Here is a 14,702-nt window from a genome sequence, read left to right as displayed (position 1 = left end):
GGGGCTCGTTCTGGAGAGAGGGAGGTTTGCGCTCTACGTCCCCAAAATCCTGTCCACCGTGATCGGCAGGTCGCAGAGGCGCTTGCCGGTGGCGTGGTAGATCGCGTTGGCGATGGCGGCGGGGACGCCGACGATGCCGATCTCGCCGACCCCTTTGGCGCCCAGCGGGTTTACGATCTCGTCATGCTCCTCGACGAAGATGACGTCGATGTCGTGGATATCGGCGTTCACCGGGATGTGGTATTCGGCGAAATCGTGGTTCATGAAGCGGCCGAGCCGCTGGTCGGTCAGCGACTCCTCCTCCAGCGCCATGCCGATACCCCACACCACGGCACCCAGCACCTGGCTGCGCGCCATCTTGGGGTTGATGATGCGGCCGGCGGCGACCGCGCTGACCACCCGCGTCACCTGCACGGTGCCGAGATCCTCGTCCACCCGCACCTCCGCGAAGATGGCGGAGTGGGTGCCGAGCGTGTGCCGCATCTGCGACCTGTAATAGGGGATGGAGCGCGCCTCGTCCTCCAGCACCAGCAGGCCGCTGGCGCGCATCACCTCGGTGATCGACATCCGCCGGGACGGGTCGGCCCTGGCGATCAGGAAGCCGTCGGCGAAGACCAGATCCTCGGCCTTCAGCCCCTTCAGCGGCCCGTCATCGAGCCCCACGGCCAGACCGGCGAGTTTGCCGCGCAGCCGGTCGCACACCGCCTTCACCGCGGAGCCGACCGACGACACCGTCCAGGATCCGCCCTGCAGCGGTGCCATCGGCAGGTTGCTGTCCCCCAGTTGGAACGACACCTTGCCGATCGGCAGACCCAGGGTGTCGGCGGCGATCTGGGTCATCGCCGTGTAGGTTCCGGGGCCGATGTCGGCGGTGGCGCTGCCCACCGTCAGCGTGCCGTCGATGCCGAGCCGGGCGGACGCCGCGGCCTGCCCCTGCATGGCGTCCCACACGCCGGACGCCACGCCCCAGCCGATGAGCTGCCGCCCCTGCCGCATCGACCGCGGAACGGGATTGCGTCTGTGCCAGCCGAAACGCTCCGCCCCCTGCTGGAAGCAGGCGCGCAGCTCCTTGCTTGAGAAGGGCTTGTCCGTGTTGGGATCGACCTCGGTGTAATTCTTCAGCCGCAGTTCCAGCGGGTCCATGCCCAGCCTGGCCGCCAGCTCGTCCATGGCGATCTCCAGCGCCGGGACGCCGGTGGCGGCGCCGGGGGCGCGCTGGTCGAGCGGGGTGTGGGTGTCCATCCGCGCCAGCTTGTAGTCCAGCCGGACATTGTCGCACTTGTACTGCTGGCCCGACCAGTTGACGACGACCTCGACATAGTTCTCGCTCTGCGAGGTCTCCTGCACCGCCTCGTGGATCATGGCGGTCAGCGTGCCGTCCTTGCGGGCGCCCAGCGCCACGCGCTGCAGCGTTTCGGGGCGGTGGCCGAAGCTGAACATCTGCGGGCGCGACAGCTCGACCCGCACCGAACGCTTCAGCGTCGTCGCCGCCAGCACCGCCATGAACAGCTGATGCTGCGGCCTGAGGCCGGAACCGAAGGCGCCGCCGACGAAGGGGGAGACCACCCGCACCGCGTCCTTCGACAGGTCGAAGACGTTGCAGACATAGGTCTGGGTGTTCAGCGGTCCCTGGGTCTTGTCATGGACGGTCAGGGTGCCGTCATTGTGGTAGATGACGGTGGAGGCGTGCATCTCCATCGGGTTGTGATGCTCGACCGCCTGGGTGAAATGCAGGTCGACGCTGACCTCCGCCTCGGCCAACGCCCGGTCGGCGTCGCCGCGCGGCTTCGGCGGCGGCTGGAACCCGCCCTTGTCCTTGCCGGGCGTGAAGGCGTGGGCCTGCGCCGCGTGCAGGTCGGTCCGGTGCTCCTCCGCCTCATAGACGACATGGATCAGGCGGGCGGCGTAGCGCGCCAGTTCGAAGCTCTCCGCCACCACCAGGGCGATGGGCTGGAGCGAATGGTGGATCGTCGCGTCGTACAGCGGGCGGAAGGGGGCCCCCGTGGGCGCGTCGTCGTCCTTCCACTTGCGGTCGAACCAGGGCAGGCCCGGCCGGTTCTCGTGGGTGAAGACCTGGAGGACGCCGGGCAGGGCCAGCGCCTTGGCGGTATCCATGCTGAGGATGCGCCCGCGGGCGATGGCGCTCGACAGGATATAGCCGTGGGCGAGGCCGGGCGTGTTGAACTCCGCGGCGTATTTGGCGCCGCCGGTCACCTTCAGCCGGCCGTCGACGCGGCTGACGGGCTTGCCGATCTGGGCACCGGGATTCTCCAGGGGGGCGGGAATGCTCGGTTTGGCGATCATGGGTGCTCCACTCCGGCGGCTTCGGCCAGCGCCCGGACGATGGCGCGCTCGGCAAGTCCGATCTTGAAGGCGTTGTGGGAATGGCCCCTGGCATCGCGCAGCAGCACGCGCGCCGCTTCGCGGAACGTCTCCAGCGAAGCCGGCTTGCCGGCCAGCTCGGCTTCGGCCGCCGCATCGCGCCAGGGCTTGTGGGCGACGCCGCCGAGAGCCAGCCGCCCGGTGCGGATCGTCTGCCCGTCCATCTCCAGCGCCGCCGCCACCGACACCAGCGCGAAGGCGTAGGAGGCGCGGTCGCGCAGCTTCAGGTAGGTGGAATGCTTGGCGAAGCCCGGGGCCGGCAGGTCGATGGCGGTGATCAGCTCGTCGGCGGCCAGCGTGCTGTCGATGTGCGGGGTGTCGCCGGGCAGGTGGTGGAAATCGGCGAAGGGGATGCTCCGCTCGCCCTTCGGCCCGCTGACGCGCACCACGGCATCGAGTGCGGCCAGCGCCACGCACATGTCGGACGGATGGACGGCGATGCACTTGTCGCTGGCGCCGAGGATGGCATGGATGCGGTTGACGCCGGTCAGCGCGCCGCAGCCCGTCCCCGGCTCCCGTTTGTTGCAGGGGGTGCCGGTGTCGTAGAAGTAATAGCAGCGCGTCCGCTGCAGCAGGTTGCCGCCGTTGGTCGCCATGTTGCGCAGCTGCGCCGATGCCCCGGCCAGGATCGCCTTGGACAGCATCGGATAGCGCGTCCGCACCCGCTCGTCATAGGCGGTGTCGGAATTGCGGGCGAGCGCGCCGAGCCGCAGCCCGCCGTCCGCCGTCTCTTCGATGCGGTCGAGACCGAGGCGCGAGATGTCGACCAGCCGCTCCGGCCGCATCACGTCGGCCTTCATCAGGTCCAGCAGGTTTGTGCCGCCGGCGACGAACTTCACCGCGGCCTCGGTCGTCGTGCCCGGCTGTCCCGCCACGCGGCGCAGCGCCGCATCGACGCTGTCGGGACGGTCGTAGGAGAAGGCCCTCACGGCGCGCCTCCGTCCTTGGGTTGCGTGTCCATCACCTGCCGGATCGCCGCGACGATGTTGGGATAGGCGCCGCAGCGGCACAGATTGCCGCTCATCAACTCGCGGATGTCGTCGTCGGTTCTGGCGTGGCCCTCCTCCAGCATGCCGACGGTCGAGCAGATCTGGCCCGGCGTGCAATAGCCGCACTGGAAGGCGTCATGCTCGATGAAGGCCTCCTGCAGCGGGTGGAGCGTGTCGCCGCCGGCCAGCCCTTCAATGGTGGTGACGCTCCGCCCGTCCGTCATCACCGCCAGCGTCAGGCAGGAGTTGATCCGCCGACCGTCGACCAGCACGGTGCAGGCGCCGCACTGCCCATGGTCGCAGCCCTTCTTGGTGCCGGTCAGGTCGAGATGCAGGCGCAGCGCGTCGAGCAGGCTGGTCCAGGGGGCGACATGCAGTGTCCTGCGGCTGCCGTTGAGGGTCAGGGTGACTTCCAATGCTTCCGGCGGCGGTGCCGGCTGCGTGTGGGCATGGCCCTGGGATGCTGGGCCTGTTGGCTGGGACATGACCGCTCCGACTGCTGGCAGGGGGGCGCCGCCGGCCACGGGGGTGCGGTGGCGCGTCTTGGCTTGCAGGGGGTAACAGCCGCCCTTCCGCTGCGTTCCCTCGGCGAGCGGATCAGCACCCTCTCCCGCCCCGGGAGAGGGAAGGAGCCCATGCGCAGCATGGGAAGGGTGAGGGGTGATCCGAGGATCCATGCGGTTCGGGATTCTTGGATTCCCCCTCACCCTCCCCACCTTCGGTGGGTCCCCTCTCTTTCCCGGGGCTCTCAGCGGATCTTTGATCCGCCTGACGCCATCAGCACAAACGAAGTTTGTGCGAAAGGCAGGAGAGGGCATCCCATCGTGGAGACCCCTGTCATGAAGCTTTCCGGTTCCTGCCGCTGCGGCGCCGTCCGCTTCACGCTGAACTCGCCGACGCCGGTGCCCTACATGCGTTGCTACTGCACGATCTGCCGCAAGAGCGCCGGCGGCGGCGGTTACGCCATCAACCTGGGCGGCGATGCCGACACGCTGGAGGTTGAGGGGCGCGAGGCCGTGGAGACGTGGCGCGCGCCCATCGACGACCCCGACCATCCCGGGCAGACCCATCCCGGCTCGTCGCACCGTCATTTCTGCAAGCACTGCGGCACCGCGCTGTGGGCGGAGGATCCGGCCTGGCCGGAACTGGTCCACCCCTTCGCCTCGGCCATCGACACGCCGCTGCCGACCCCGCCGGAGCGCGTCCACATCATGCTGGACTTCAAGGCGCCGTGGGTGGAGGTTCCCAGCGGTCCGAACGACGTCCACTTCGCCCAGTACCCGGAGGAATCCCTGGAGGACTGGCACCGCCGCCACGGGCTGCTGGACCGCTAGACGGCCCATGACGGCAAGGCTGCTGCGATGGCTGGCGCTGCTGGTCCTGCTGGCGCTGGCCGGGGCGGCGGCCGGGGTGTGGGGCGGGCTGATCGTGGTGCCGCCCCGCTACGACCCCTGGGCTCCGCTCGACCTGCGGGCGGAGCCGGACTGGCTGACCGGATTCAAGCTGGCGCGGCTGAAGCGCGATCCCGAGCAGTGCCGGGCGGCGCTCGACGGCACGGGCCTGCGTTTCACCCCCGTCCCCGACCGGCCCTCCGACGAGAATTGCGCCTTGCAGGGGGTGGTGCGGGTGTCGCGCTCCGACCTCACCTTCAGCAGCGGCTTCATCGCCACCTGTGGGCTGGCCGCCGCCTGGACCCTGTTCGAGGCGCATGCCCTGCAGCCGGCGGCGCAGAAGCATTTCGGCCGGAAGGTGGCGCGTGTCGAGCATCTCGGCACCTATGCCTGCCGCAACGTCTATGGCCGGGCCGGGGGGCGGCGCAGCGAACATGCCAGCGCCAACGCCATCGACATCGGCGGCTTCGTGCTGGCCGACGGCACGCGGATCAGCGTTCTGAACGACTGGGTCAGCGACGGCGACGGCCGCAAGGCCGCCTTCCTGCGCGACGTGCGCGACGGCGCCTGCCGCTTCTTCGGCGTGGTGCTGGGGCCGGACTACAACGAGGCGCACCGCAACCACTTCCACCTGGACATGGGCGCCTTCAACACCTGCCGATGAGGGGCCAATGAGGGAGGGACCGAGGGAACCGCCCCACCTGCCTCCTGTTGCTGGGCTCGATACGACGCGACACGATCCGGCAAGGGAGAAGCCCATGGCACGCACGGCAGCCGACATCCTGGTGGACGTTCTGGTGGATTGGGGGGTGGACACCATCTTCGGCATGCCCGGCGACGGCATCAACGGCCTGGTCGAGGCGTTCCGCCAGCGCAAGGACGAGATCCGATTCATCCAGGTCCGGCACGAGGAAGCCGCCGCCCTCGCCGCCTGCGGCTATGCCAAGTACACCGGCAGGCTCGGCGTCTGCCTCGCCACCTCCGGCCCCGGCGGGCTGCATCTGCTGAACGGCCTCTACGACGCCAAGCTGGACCACCAGCCGGTGCTGGCGATCACCGGGCTGCAATATCACGACCTCGTCGGCACCCACACCCAGCAGGACGTGGAACTGGACAAGGTCTTCCAGGACGTATCGGTCTTCAACCAGCGCATCATGGGCGCCGCCCATGTCCGCAACATCGCGACGCTCGCCTGCCGCACCGCGCTGGCAAACCGCGGCGTCGCCCACATCACCATCCCGGTCGATCTGCAGGAGCAGGCGGCCGGCGACGACATGCGGGCGCCGCGCAACGTCAAGGGCCACAACACCGCCCTGTTCGCCCCCGAACTGCCGGTGCCGTCGGAGGCGGAAATGCGCCGAGCGGTGGAGATCATGGACGCCGGCAAGCGCATCGTCATCCTGGCCGGACAGGGCGCGCTGAACGCCACGGACCAGCTGGAACGGCTGGCGGAGAAGACCGGAGCGGTGATCGTCAAGGCATTGCTGGGCAAGGCGGCGGTGCCGGACGACAGCCCCTACACCACCGGCTCCGTCGGGCTGCTGGGCACCGAGCCGTCGCAGACCGCGCTGGAGACCTGCGACACGCTGCTGATCGCCGGCTCCACTTTCCCCTACATCGAATACTACCCGAAGCCGGATCAGGCCCGCGGCATCCAGATCGACATCGACGCATCGCGGATCGGGCTGCGCTACCCGGTGGAGGCCGGGCTGGTCGGCGATTGCCGGCTGGCGCTGGATATCCTGACCGAGCGGGTGCAGCCGCACGAGGACCGCAGCTTCCTGGAGCAGGCGCAGGCCGGCAAGGCCGAATGGATGCGCCTGATGGAGGAACGCGGCACCCGCCAGGACATGCCGATGAAGCCGCAGGTGGCGGCGTGGAAACTGGGCAAGCGGCTGAGCGACACCGCCATCGTCGCGTGCGACAGCGGCACCATCGCCACATGGTGGGCGCGGCAGATCCCGGTGAAGCGCGGCCAGATGCATTCGCTGTCCGGCAACCTCGCCACCATGGCGCCGGGTCTGCCCTATGCCATCGCCGCGCAGATCGCCTACCCGGACCGGCAGGTGATCGCCTATGTCGGTGACGGCGGCTTCTCGATGCTGATGGCCGATTTCGTCACGGCGGTGAAGTACGATCTGCCGGTCAAGGTCATCATCAACAACAACAGCTCGCTGGGCCAGATCAAGTGGGAGCAGCTGGTGATGCTGGGCAATCCCGAATATGCCTGCGACCTGCACCCCATCGACTTCGCCAAGGTGGCGGAGGCCTGCGGCGGCAAGGGCTTCACCATCCGCGATCCCAAGGACTGCGGCGCCATCCTGGACGCGGCGCTGGCCCATCCCGGCCCGGTGGTGGTCGATTGCCTGGTGGACGGCAACGAGCCGCCGATGCCGCCCAAGGTGAAGGCCAAGCAGGCCGCCCATTTCGCCGAGGCGCTGGCCCGCGGCACCCCCGACGCACTGAAGATCGCCGCCACGGTGTTCAAGGGCCGCGCACGGGAAATCATCTGAGGGAAGGTCGTCCGGGTGTCGTCAAGTCGGGATTGGCACTGAGCGGTAATCCGCCTCACTGCCATCCCGGATATGTCCGCAGGTGCGGCGGCCCATCGACGAAAGAATGGGTTACTGATTATTGGTTTTCCCATCATTATTCCCACAGGTGGGGTAAGAGGTGGAGGAAACCGATGCTCACTCTTCTCTATCGCAGTGATGCCGTCGCCTTGCTGCCATTTTCGGCGCTGGCCGACATTTGCATGCGAAGCTCTTACAACAACCGCCATCTCGGCGTGACCGGCTTCCTGATCGAACATGAAGGCACCTTCCTGCAGGTGCTGGAAGGGGAGGCCGACGCCGTCGGCATCCTGTTCGCCCGCATCTCCAGCGACAGGCGGCACCAGAACCTCGCCATGCTCGGCCGCTGGGAGCAGCCGGAACGCAGCTTCGGCTTCTGGGCGATGAATTTCGGGCCGCTGGACAACCCGGATTTCTGGGACGGCGAATTCGCCTCCCTGCGCCGGGGCGAGGACTTCCGGCGCAAGAGCTGCGACCCGGAAACCGCGCTGGCCGTCCTGTGCCGCGCCTATGCCTTCGCCGGCAAGGTGGCCAGGGCCGACCCGGTGATCGGCGATTTCGTGATGGGTCCGTCACGGGCGCTCCGCCGGTCGGCCGGTGCCTGAAGTCCAGGGCGGCGGGAGAAAATAGTCCGCTTGACGGGATGGCGCCTGTTCGTGCCATCGTCGCACCTCGCTTGGCCGAAGCCGGCCGGTCGTCGAGGAGAACCCCGTCCGATGAACGCCTTGCGGCGTCTGTTCATCCCCGTCCTGCTGCTGGCCCTGATGGCTTCCCTGGTCGCCGCGAAGCCCTGGCTGCATGGTCATCTGGATCCCGTCATCGGCCGTTCGCTCAGCAACGGCCTGGACATCGCCATCGCATCGGCCGCCTGGCTGATCGCGGCCTGGGGCGGGGCGCGCCTGATCGACCTGCTGGCGGCCGGCAACGGCGGCACCAATCCCGATGGCACGCCCCGGCCGCCCCGCTTCCCGCGGCTGCTGGCCGATCTGCTGCGCTTCTTCATCTATGGCTTCGCGCTTCTGGCGATCCTGGCCTTCGTGCTGCAACAGCCGGTGACCGGGCTGCTGGCGACCTCCGGCGTTGCCATCGCCGTGCTCGGCTTCGCGCTCCGCAACATCATCGCCGACATCTTCGCCGGCATCGCCCTGAACATCGAGCACCCCTACCACATCGGTGACTGGCTGGAACTGTCGCCCGGCGTGACCGGCCGGGTCGACGAGATCAACTGGCGCGCCACGCGCCTGATCGCCGGTGACGGCACCGCCGTCATCGTGCCGAACGGCATCGTCGCCGGCAGCCGCTTCACCAATTTCAGCCGTCCCAGCCCGTCCTTCCGCGTTTCCGTGCCGATCATGCTGGACCAGGAGGTTCCGGTCGAGCGCGCGAAGCGCATCTTGCTGTCCGCCATGCTGTGCGCCGACGGCGTTCTGCCCACCCCGCGGCCCGACGTGATCGTCGATGCGGTGACGCCCAACGGCGTTTCCTACAAGGCCCGGTTCTGGACCGACGACGGCGGGCGGGCGGCGCTGGTGCGGGATGCCGTGCTGACGGCGGTGCTGGGCAACCTCGCCCGCGTCGGGATCGGGCCCGCCTGTCCGAAGCAGGAGGTTCGCCAGCACCAGCCGGTCCAGGCCGACACCGGCATGCTGCGGCACAACCTCCTGCGCCAGCTGCAACTGTTCGACGCCTTCGACGACGAGGAGCTGGGGGCGCTGGCCGATGCCATGCGCGAGGTCCATCTCCCGGCCGGCACCGCCGCCGTCCGCCAGGGCGAGGCCGGGGAATCGCTGTTCGTGATCGCGGAGGGCGCGTTCGACGTCGAGATCGCCGCTCCGGGCGCCGCCACCCAGACGGCCGCCCCCCAGCCGGCCGCCCCCCAGCCGGCCGCCGATGGCGACCGGCGGCCGGGCGTGATCCACCTGACCCGGCTGCGGCCGGGCGACGTGTTCGGCGAGATGTCGCTGCTGACCGGCCAGCCGCGCAGCGCCTCGGTCGTCGCCTGCACGGATTCGGTGGTGTACGAACTGGCGCGCAGCCATCTCGACCCGGTGCTGCGCCAGCGTCCGCAGCTTGCCGAGCGGCTGGCCGACCTGATGGCCGACCGCCAGTCCCGCAACACCGTCCAGCGGGCCCGCCAGCAGGGCGTCGCCCCGCCGCCGCCGCCGGAAACGCAGGCGCTGCTGGCCCGGTTGCGCAACTTCTTCAAGCTCTGAAGGGGGAGGGGCGGCGCTGTCCGCCCAGCAAAAGCGGCGCTGCCCACCCCTCTTTTGTGGCAAAGCTGGGGAGCAATCCCTATCTAAGCTGTCCCGGCCGGTCAGCGGCCGGCCGTGAGCGATCGCGCCGGGGACGTTCATCTTCATGGAACCTCGGGCGTGGTCGGCCGTTATGCCGCGCGGGTGCCGGTGGTGCATCGAGCGGGAGGAGGGCCGGCATCCACGATCGCTCGCAACGGGTGGCGGCCGCATTCCGCAGCCGGCGCCCCCGGTGTTTGGCCCTTTTTGCGGGTCGAGCGCCCCTTCGTCCTGAACCAACGAGGAGGCTCGACAGCCGATGTGCGGACTGAGTGGTGAGATTCGTTTCAAAACCGGCGAGGCCGCCAGCACGGCGGCGGTCCAGGCCATGTGCGACCGGCTTGCGGCGCGCGGGCCGGACGGCCACGGCCTGTTCGCCCATGGCCGCGTCGCCTTCGGCCATCGCCGGCTGAAGATCATCGATCTCAGCGAGGCGTCGCAACAGCCGATGGTGGACTCCGCCCTCGGCCTCGCCATCGTCTTCAACGGCTGCATCTACAATCACCGCGAACTGCGCGAAGAGCTGATCGGGCTGGGCTACAGCTTCTTCTCCGGCGGCGACACCGAGGTGCTGATCAAGGCCTATCACGCCTGGGGGCCGGACTTCGTCAAGCGCATGAACGGCATGTTCGCCTTCGCAATCCACGAACGCGACAGCGGGCGCGTCGTGCTGGGCCGCGACCGGCTGGGCATCAAGCCGCTCTACCTCGCCGACATTCCGGGCGGGCTGCGCTTCGCCTCCTCCCTGCCGGCCCTGGTGGCGTCGGGCGGCATCGACACCGACATCGATCCGGTGGCGCTGCACCATTACATGAGCTTCCACGCCGTCGTCCCGGCGCCGCACACCATCCTGAAGGGCGTGCGCAAGCTTCCTCCCGCCACCACCCTGGTCGTCGAGCCGGACGGCACCCGGCGCGAGACCACCTATTGGTCGCTGAATTTCGGGCCGCAGGCCGGCGACGAAGGCCGCGACTTCGCCGACTGGCGCGAACTGGTGCTGGAGACGCTGACCCGCGCCGTGCGCCGCCGGCGGGTCGCCGACGTGCCGGTGGGCGTGCTGCTGTCGGGCGGGCTGGACAGTTCGCTCATCACCGCATTGCTGGCCGAGAACGGGCAGAGCGGGCTGAAGACCTTCTCCATCGGTTTCGAGACGGTGGGGGACGAGCGCGGCGACGAGTTCAAGTATTCCGACATCGTCGCCCGGCATTTCGGCACCGACCACCACCGCATCTTCGTCGATTCCGCCCGCGCCCTGCCCGAATTGCGCGACTGCGTGCGCGCGATGTCGGAGCCGATGGTCAGCCACGACAACATCGGCTTCTTCCTGCTGTCGCAGGAGGTGGCGAAGCAGGTGAAGGTGGTGCAGTCGGGGCAGGGCGCCGACGAGGTGTTCGGCGGCTATCACTGGTATCCGCCGCTGCTGGAAAGCAAGGACGGGGTGGCCGACTATGCCCGCGTCTTCTTCGACCGGGATCATGCGGAGATGGCGGAGGCGCTCGATCCCCGCTTCCTCGGCGAGGACCATTCCCGCCGCTGGCTGGAGCGGCGGTTCGCCATGCCCGGCGCCGAGCGGGCGGTCGACAAGGCGCTGCGGCTCGACACCACGGTGATGCTGGTGGACGATCCGGTGAAGCGGGTCGACAACATGACGATGGCCGCCGGGCTGGAGGCGCGCGTTCCCTTCCTCGATCACGAACTGGTCGAGCTTGCCGCCCGCATCCCGGCCGAAATGAAGCTGGCCGAGGGCGGCAAATACGTCCTGAAGGAAGCGGCGCGCCGCGTCGTCCCGGCCGAGGTGATCGACCGGCCGAAGGGCTATTTCCCGGTGCCGGCGCTGAAGTACCTGCGCGGCCCCTTCCTGGAACTGGTGCGCGACGTGCTGAACGCCCCGGCCGCGCGCGAACGCGGCCTGTTCCGGCGCGACTATCTGGACCGGCTGCTGGCCGATCCGGAACGCCACATCACGCCTCTGCGCGGGTCGAAGCTGTGGCAGGTCGCGCTGCTGGAATTCTGGTTCCAGGAACAGGGCCTGTAAGCGGCCATTCCAAACGAAGAACGCTCCGTCGGCCGGCCTGACCGGGCGCGGGACCGATCCGCGTCCGGCGGCGTTTTCCGAGCGATGAGCCGCATCCGACGATCAGGGGGATTCCAATGAGCTACGCCCGCGTCAAACCGCACCGGCTGGAACGCGCCGCCAGCGCCAGCCTGCGCCACACCCGGCGCTATACCGGCCGTCCGCCGGCGGGAGAGACGGAAGCCGAGGCGCCGCGCGCCGACGTGGTGGTGGATTGCGGCTGGGGCCGGCTGATCTTCGCCCACACCTTCGACGACCTCGACCGCATGATCGAAACCCTGCGGCAGGAGACGCCAGGCACCCGCGACATCGTCTTCTACCTGCAGGATCCGCATGTCGCCCTGTCCCGCGCCCCGCAGGAGCTGTTCCTCGACCCTTCCCACACTTTCCGGCTCTGGCTGACCGACTACCGCCCGTCGCGGCGCCGGCCCAAGGGCTACAGCGTCCGCCGCCTGCGCACGCGCGAGGATGCGGAAGGCGTGCAGCGCATCTATGCCCGGCGGCGGATGGTGCCGGTCTCCTCCTCCTTCCTGGTGGCGACGCGCAACAGCCGGGTGCTGACCCATTTCGTCGCCTGCGACGACGCCACCGGCGAGATCATCGGCTCGGTGACGGCGGTGGACCATGGCCATGCCTTCGGCGATCCGGAGAACGGCAGCTCGCTCTGGTGCCTGGCGGTCGATCCGCAGGCATCCTTTCCGGGCATCGGCGAGACGCTGGTCCGCACGGTGGCGGAGCATGTCCAGGCGCGCGGACGCGCCTTCCTCGACCTGTCGGTCCTGCACGACAACGAGAACGCCATCGCGCTCTATGAGAAGCTGAATTTCCGCCGCATCCCGGCTTTCGCCCTGAAGACCAAGAACCCGATCAACGAGCGGCTGTTCACCGGCCCGCAGCCCGGCGAGCGGCTGAACCCCTACGCCACCATCATCGTCAACGAGGCGCGGCGGCGCGGCATCGGCGTCGACGTGCTGGACGCGGAGGCCGGCTATTTCTGCCTGACCTGGGGCGGGCGCAGCGTGGTCTGCCGCGAATCCCTCAGCGAGCTGACCACCGCTGTCGCCATGAGCCGCTGCGACGACAAGGCGGTGACCCGCCGCGTGCTGGAGCGCGCCTGCCTGAACGTCCCGGCCCAGGCGGTGGCGGGGGAGCCGGCGGAGAACGCCGCCTTTCTGGAGACGCACGGCCGCGTCGTGGTGAAGCCGGCCCGCGGCGAGCAGGGCCGCGGCATCACCGTGGACGTCCGCGACGCCGAGACCATGGAGCGCGCCATCGCGTCGGCCCGCCAGCATTGCGACACCGTGCTGCTGGAACAGTTCTGCGAAGGGCAGGATCTGCGGATCATCGTCATCGACAAGAAGGTGGTCGCCGCCGCGGTGCGCCGCCCGGCCGAGGTCATGGGCGACGGCACCCACAGCGTGCGCGAACTGATCGAGGCGCAGAGCCGCCGCCGCGCCGCCGCCACCGGCGGGGAAAGCCACATCCCGATGGACGCCGAGACCGAGCGTTGCCTCGCCGCCGCCGGCCGGACGATGGACGACGTGCTGCCGGCGGGGGAGGTGCTGCCGGTGCGCAAGACCGCCAACCTGCACACCGGCGGCACCATCCACGACGTGACCGACGCCCTGCACCCGGAACTGGTGGAGGTGGCGACGGTCGCCGCCCGCGCGCTGGACATCCCGGTCGTCGGATTCGACCTGCTGGTGGAGTCGCCGGACCGGCCAGGCTACGTCTTCATCGAGGCGAACGAGCGCCCCGGCCTCGCCAACCATGAACCGCAGCCGACGGCGGAACGTTTCGTCGACCTGCTGTTTCCACAGACGCGGGGGGTGTTCTAGGACGCCCTCCCTCTCTCCTTCCCGGGGAGAGAGGCGCCTCAGCAGGAGGAAAATCCAACCATGGCCGTGCCGCTGCCCATCGACATGGGCTATGTCACCGACATCCTCTACCGGCTGCTGACCACGCCCAGCCCGACCGGCCACACCACCGACGTGGTCCGGCTGTGCTGCGCCGAGTTGGAGCGGATGGGCATTTCCTATGAGCTGACCCGGCGCGGCGCCATCCGGGCCGACCTGAAGGGCGTGCGGGGCAGCCCGGACCGGGCGCTGGTCGCCCATGTCGACACGCTGGGCGCCCAGGTGAAGATGCTGAAGGACAATGGCCGGATGGAACTGGTCCCCATCGGCCATTGGTCGTCCCGCTTCGCCGAGGGCGCGCGCTGCACCGTGCTGACCGACCGCGGCCCCTGGCGCGGCACCATCCTGCCGCTGAAGGCGTCGGGCCATACCTTCAACACGGAGGTCGATACCCAGCCGGTCAACTGGCAGCAGGTGGAACTGCGCGTCGACGCCCCAGTCGCCAGCCGGCGGGATCTGGAGGAGCGCGGCTTCAACATCGGCGATTTCGTCGCCATCGACCCGCAGCCGGAATTCCTGGAGAACGGCTACATCGTCTCCCGCCATCTCGACGACAAGGCCGGGGTGGCGGTGATGCTGGGGGCGGCCAAGGCGGTGGTCGAGGCCGGAGCCGCCCTGCCGGTGGACTGCCACCTGCTGTTCACGATTTCCGAAGAGGTCGGGTCCGGGGCCTCGTCGATCCTGCACCAGGACGTGGCGGAGATGGTGACCATCGACAACGGCACCACCGCCCCCGGCCAGAACAGCAGCGAATACGGCGTCACCATCGCCATGGCCGACAGCACCGGCCCCTTCGACATGGCGCTGACCCATTCGCTGCTGGCCTTGTGCCAGGCGCAGAACATCCCGCACCAGCGCGACATCTTCCGCTATTACCGCTGCGACAGCGCATCCGCCATCGAGGCCGGCAACGACATCCGCACCGCGCTGGTCTGCTTCGGCATCGACGCCTCGCACGGCTACGAGCGCATCCATGTCGACGCGCTGGAAAGCCTCGTGCGGCTGCTGGTGCTGTACATGCAAAGTCCGCCGCGGGATTGAGCGGGACGGCAGGGGCCTGCTGGACTGGGGTTCGCGTCACTAGGG

General features: G+C 69.1%; 11 protein-coding genes. 8 read left to right on the top strand and 3 right to left on the bottom strand.

Going from position 1 to position 14,702, the window contains the following annotated elements:
- Positions 1–33: 33 nt before the first annotated feature.
- Genes DM194_RS20430 through DM194_RS20420 form a run of 3 tightly spaced genes read right to left on the bottom strand, consistent with a single transcriptional unit; the run spans position 34 to position 3,856 of the window.
- Entirely contained in the window at positions 34–2,304 is a 2,271-nt protein-coding gene (locus DM194_RS20430) for a xanthine dehydrogenase family protein molybdopterin-binding subunit (protein ID WP_111069407.1), read from the bottom strand.
- Positions 2,301–3,311 (bottom strand): FAD binding domain-containing protein, encoded by a 1,011-nt coding sequence (locus tag DM194_RS20425; protein WP_111069406.1) that lies wholly within the window; start codon positions 3,309–3,311, stop codon positions 2,301–2,303. The genes DM194_RS20430 and DM194_RS20425 overlap by 4 nt, the downstream gene beginning before the upstream one ends.
- Positions 3,308–3,856 (bottom strand): (2Fe-2S)-binding protein, encoded by a 549-nt coding sequence (locus DM194_RS20420; RefSeq protein WP_111069405.1) that lies wholly within the window; start codon positions 3,854–3,856, stop codon positions 3,308–3,310. The genes DM194_RS20425 and DM194_RS20420 overlap by 4 nt, the downstream gene beginning before the upstream one ends.
- Before the next feature lie 354 nt (positions 3,857–4,210).
- On the opposite strand from DM194_RS20420, the gene DM194_RS20415 reads away from it, so the two are divergent.
- The 8 genes from DM194_RS20415 (at position 4,211) to DM194_RS20380 (ending at position 14,657) form a co-directional block, all read left to right on the top strand.
- Positions 4,211–4,705: a GFA family protein gene (locus tag DM194_RS20415; RefSeq protein ID WP_111069404.1), complete on the top strand. Its 495-nt coding sequence runs from the start codon at positions 4,211–4,213 to the stop codon at positions 4,703–4,705.
- A gap of 7 nt (positions 4,706–4,712) precedes the next feature.
- On the top strand, positions 4,713–5,426 hold the full coding sequence (locus tag DM194_RS20410; RefSeq protein WP_111069403.1) for an extensin-like domain-containing protein: 714 nt from the start codon (positions 4,713–4,715) through the stop codon (positions 5,424–5,426).
- 94 nt (positions 5,427–5,520) lie between these two features.
- Positions 5,521–7,275 carry a thiamine pyrophosphate-dependent enzyme gene (locus DM194_RS20405; protein ID WP_111069402.1) on the top strand — a complete coding sequence of 585 codons (1,755 nt, stop codon included), beginning with the start codon at positions 5,521–5,523 and terminating at the stop codon, positions 7,273–7,275.
- Positions 7,276–7,448: 173 nt separating this feature from the next.
- The gene (locus tag DM194_RS20400) at positions 7,449–7,940 is read left to right on the top strand and encodes a BLUF domain-containing protein (RefSeq protein ID WP_111069401.1); all 492 of its coding nucleotides are present in this window, start codon (positions 7,449–7,451) and stop codon (positions 7,938–7,940) included.
- Positions 7,941–8,051: 111 nt separating this feature from the next.
- Positions 8,052–9,548, top strand: coding sequence for a mechanosensitive ion channel family protein (locus DM194_RS20395; protein ID WP_111069400.1), 1,497 nt, complete (start codon positions 8,052–8,054; stop codon positions 9,546–9,548).
- 337 nt (positions 9,549–9,885) lie between these two features.
- A complete protein-coding gene (locus DM194_RS20390; protein ID WP_111069399.1) occupies positions 9,886–11,661 on the top strand; it encodes an N-acetylglutaminylglutamine amidotransferase in 1,776 nt (591 codons plus the stop codon).
- Between the two features lie 116 nt (positions 11,662–11,777).
- On the top strand, positions 11,778–13,538 hold the full coding sequence (gene ngg, locus DM194_RS20385; RefSeq protein ID WP_111069398.1) for an N-acetylglutaminylglutamine synthetase: 1,761 nt from the start codon (positions 11,778–11,780) through the stop codon (positions 13,536–13,538).
- Positions 13,539–13,598: 60 nt separating this feature from the next.
- Positions 13,599–14,657 (top strand): osmoprotectant NAGGN system M42 family peptidase, encoded by a 1,059-nt coding sequence (locus tag DM194_RS20380; protein ID WP_176581475.1) that lies wholly within the window; start codon positions 13,599–13,601, stop codon positions 14,655–14,657.
- Positions 14,658–14,702: the final 45 nt, after the last annotated feature.

Source organism: Azospirillum ramasamyi (assembly GCF_003233655.1).
GTDB lineage: Bacteria > Pseudomonadota > Alphaproteobacteria > Azospirillales > Azospirillaceae > Azospirillum > Azospirillum ramasamyi.
This window is presented reverse-complemented; position numbering and strand designations above follow the sequence as displayed.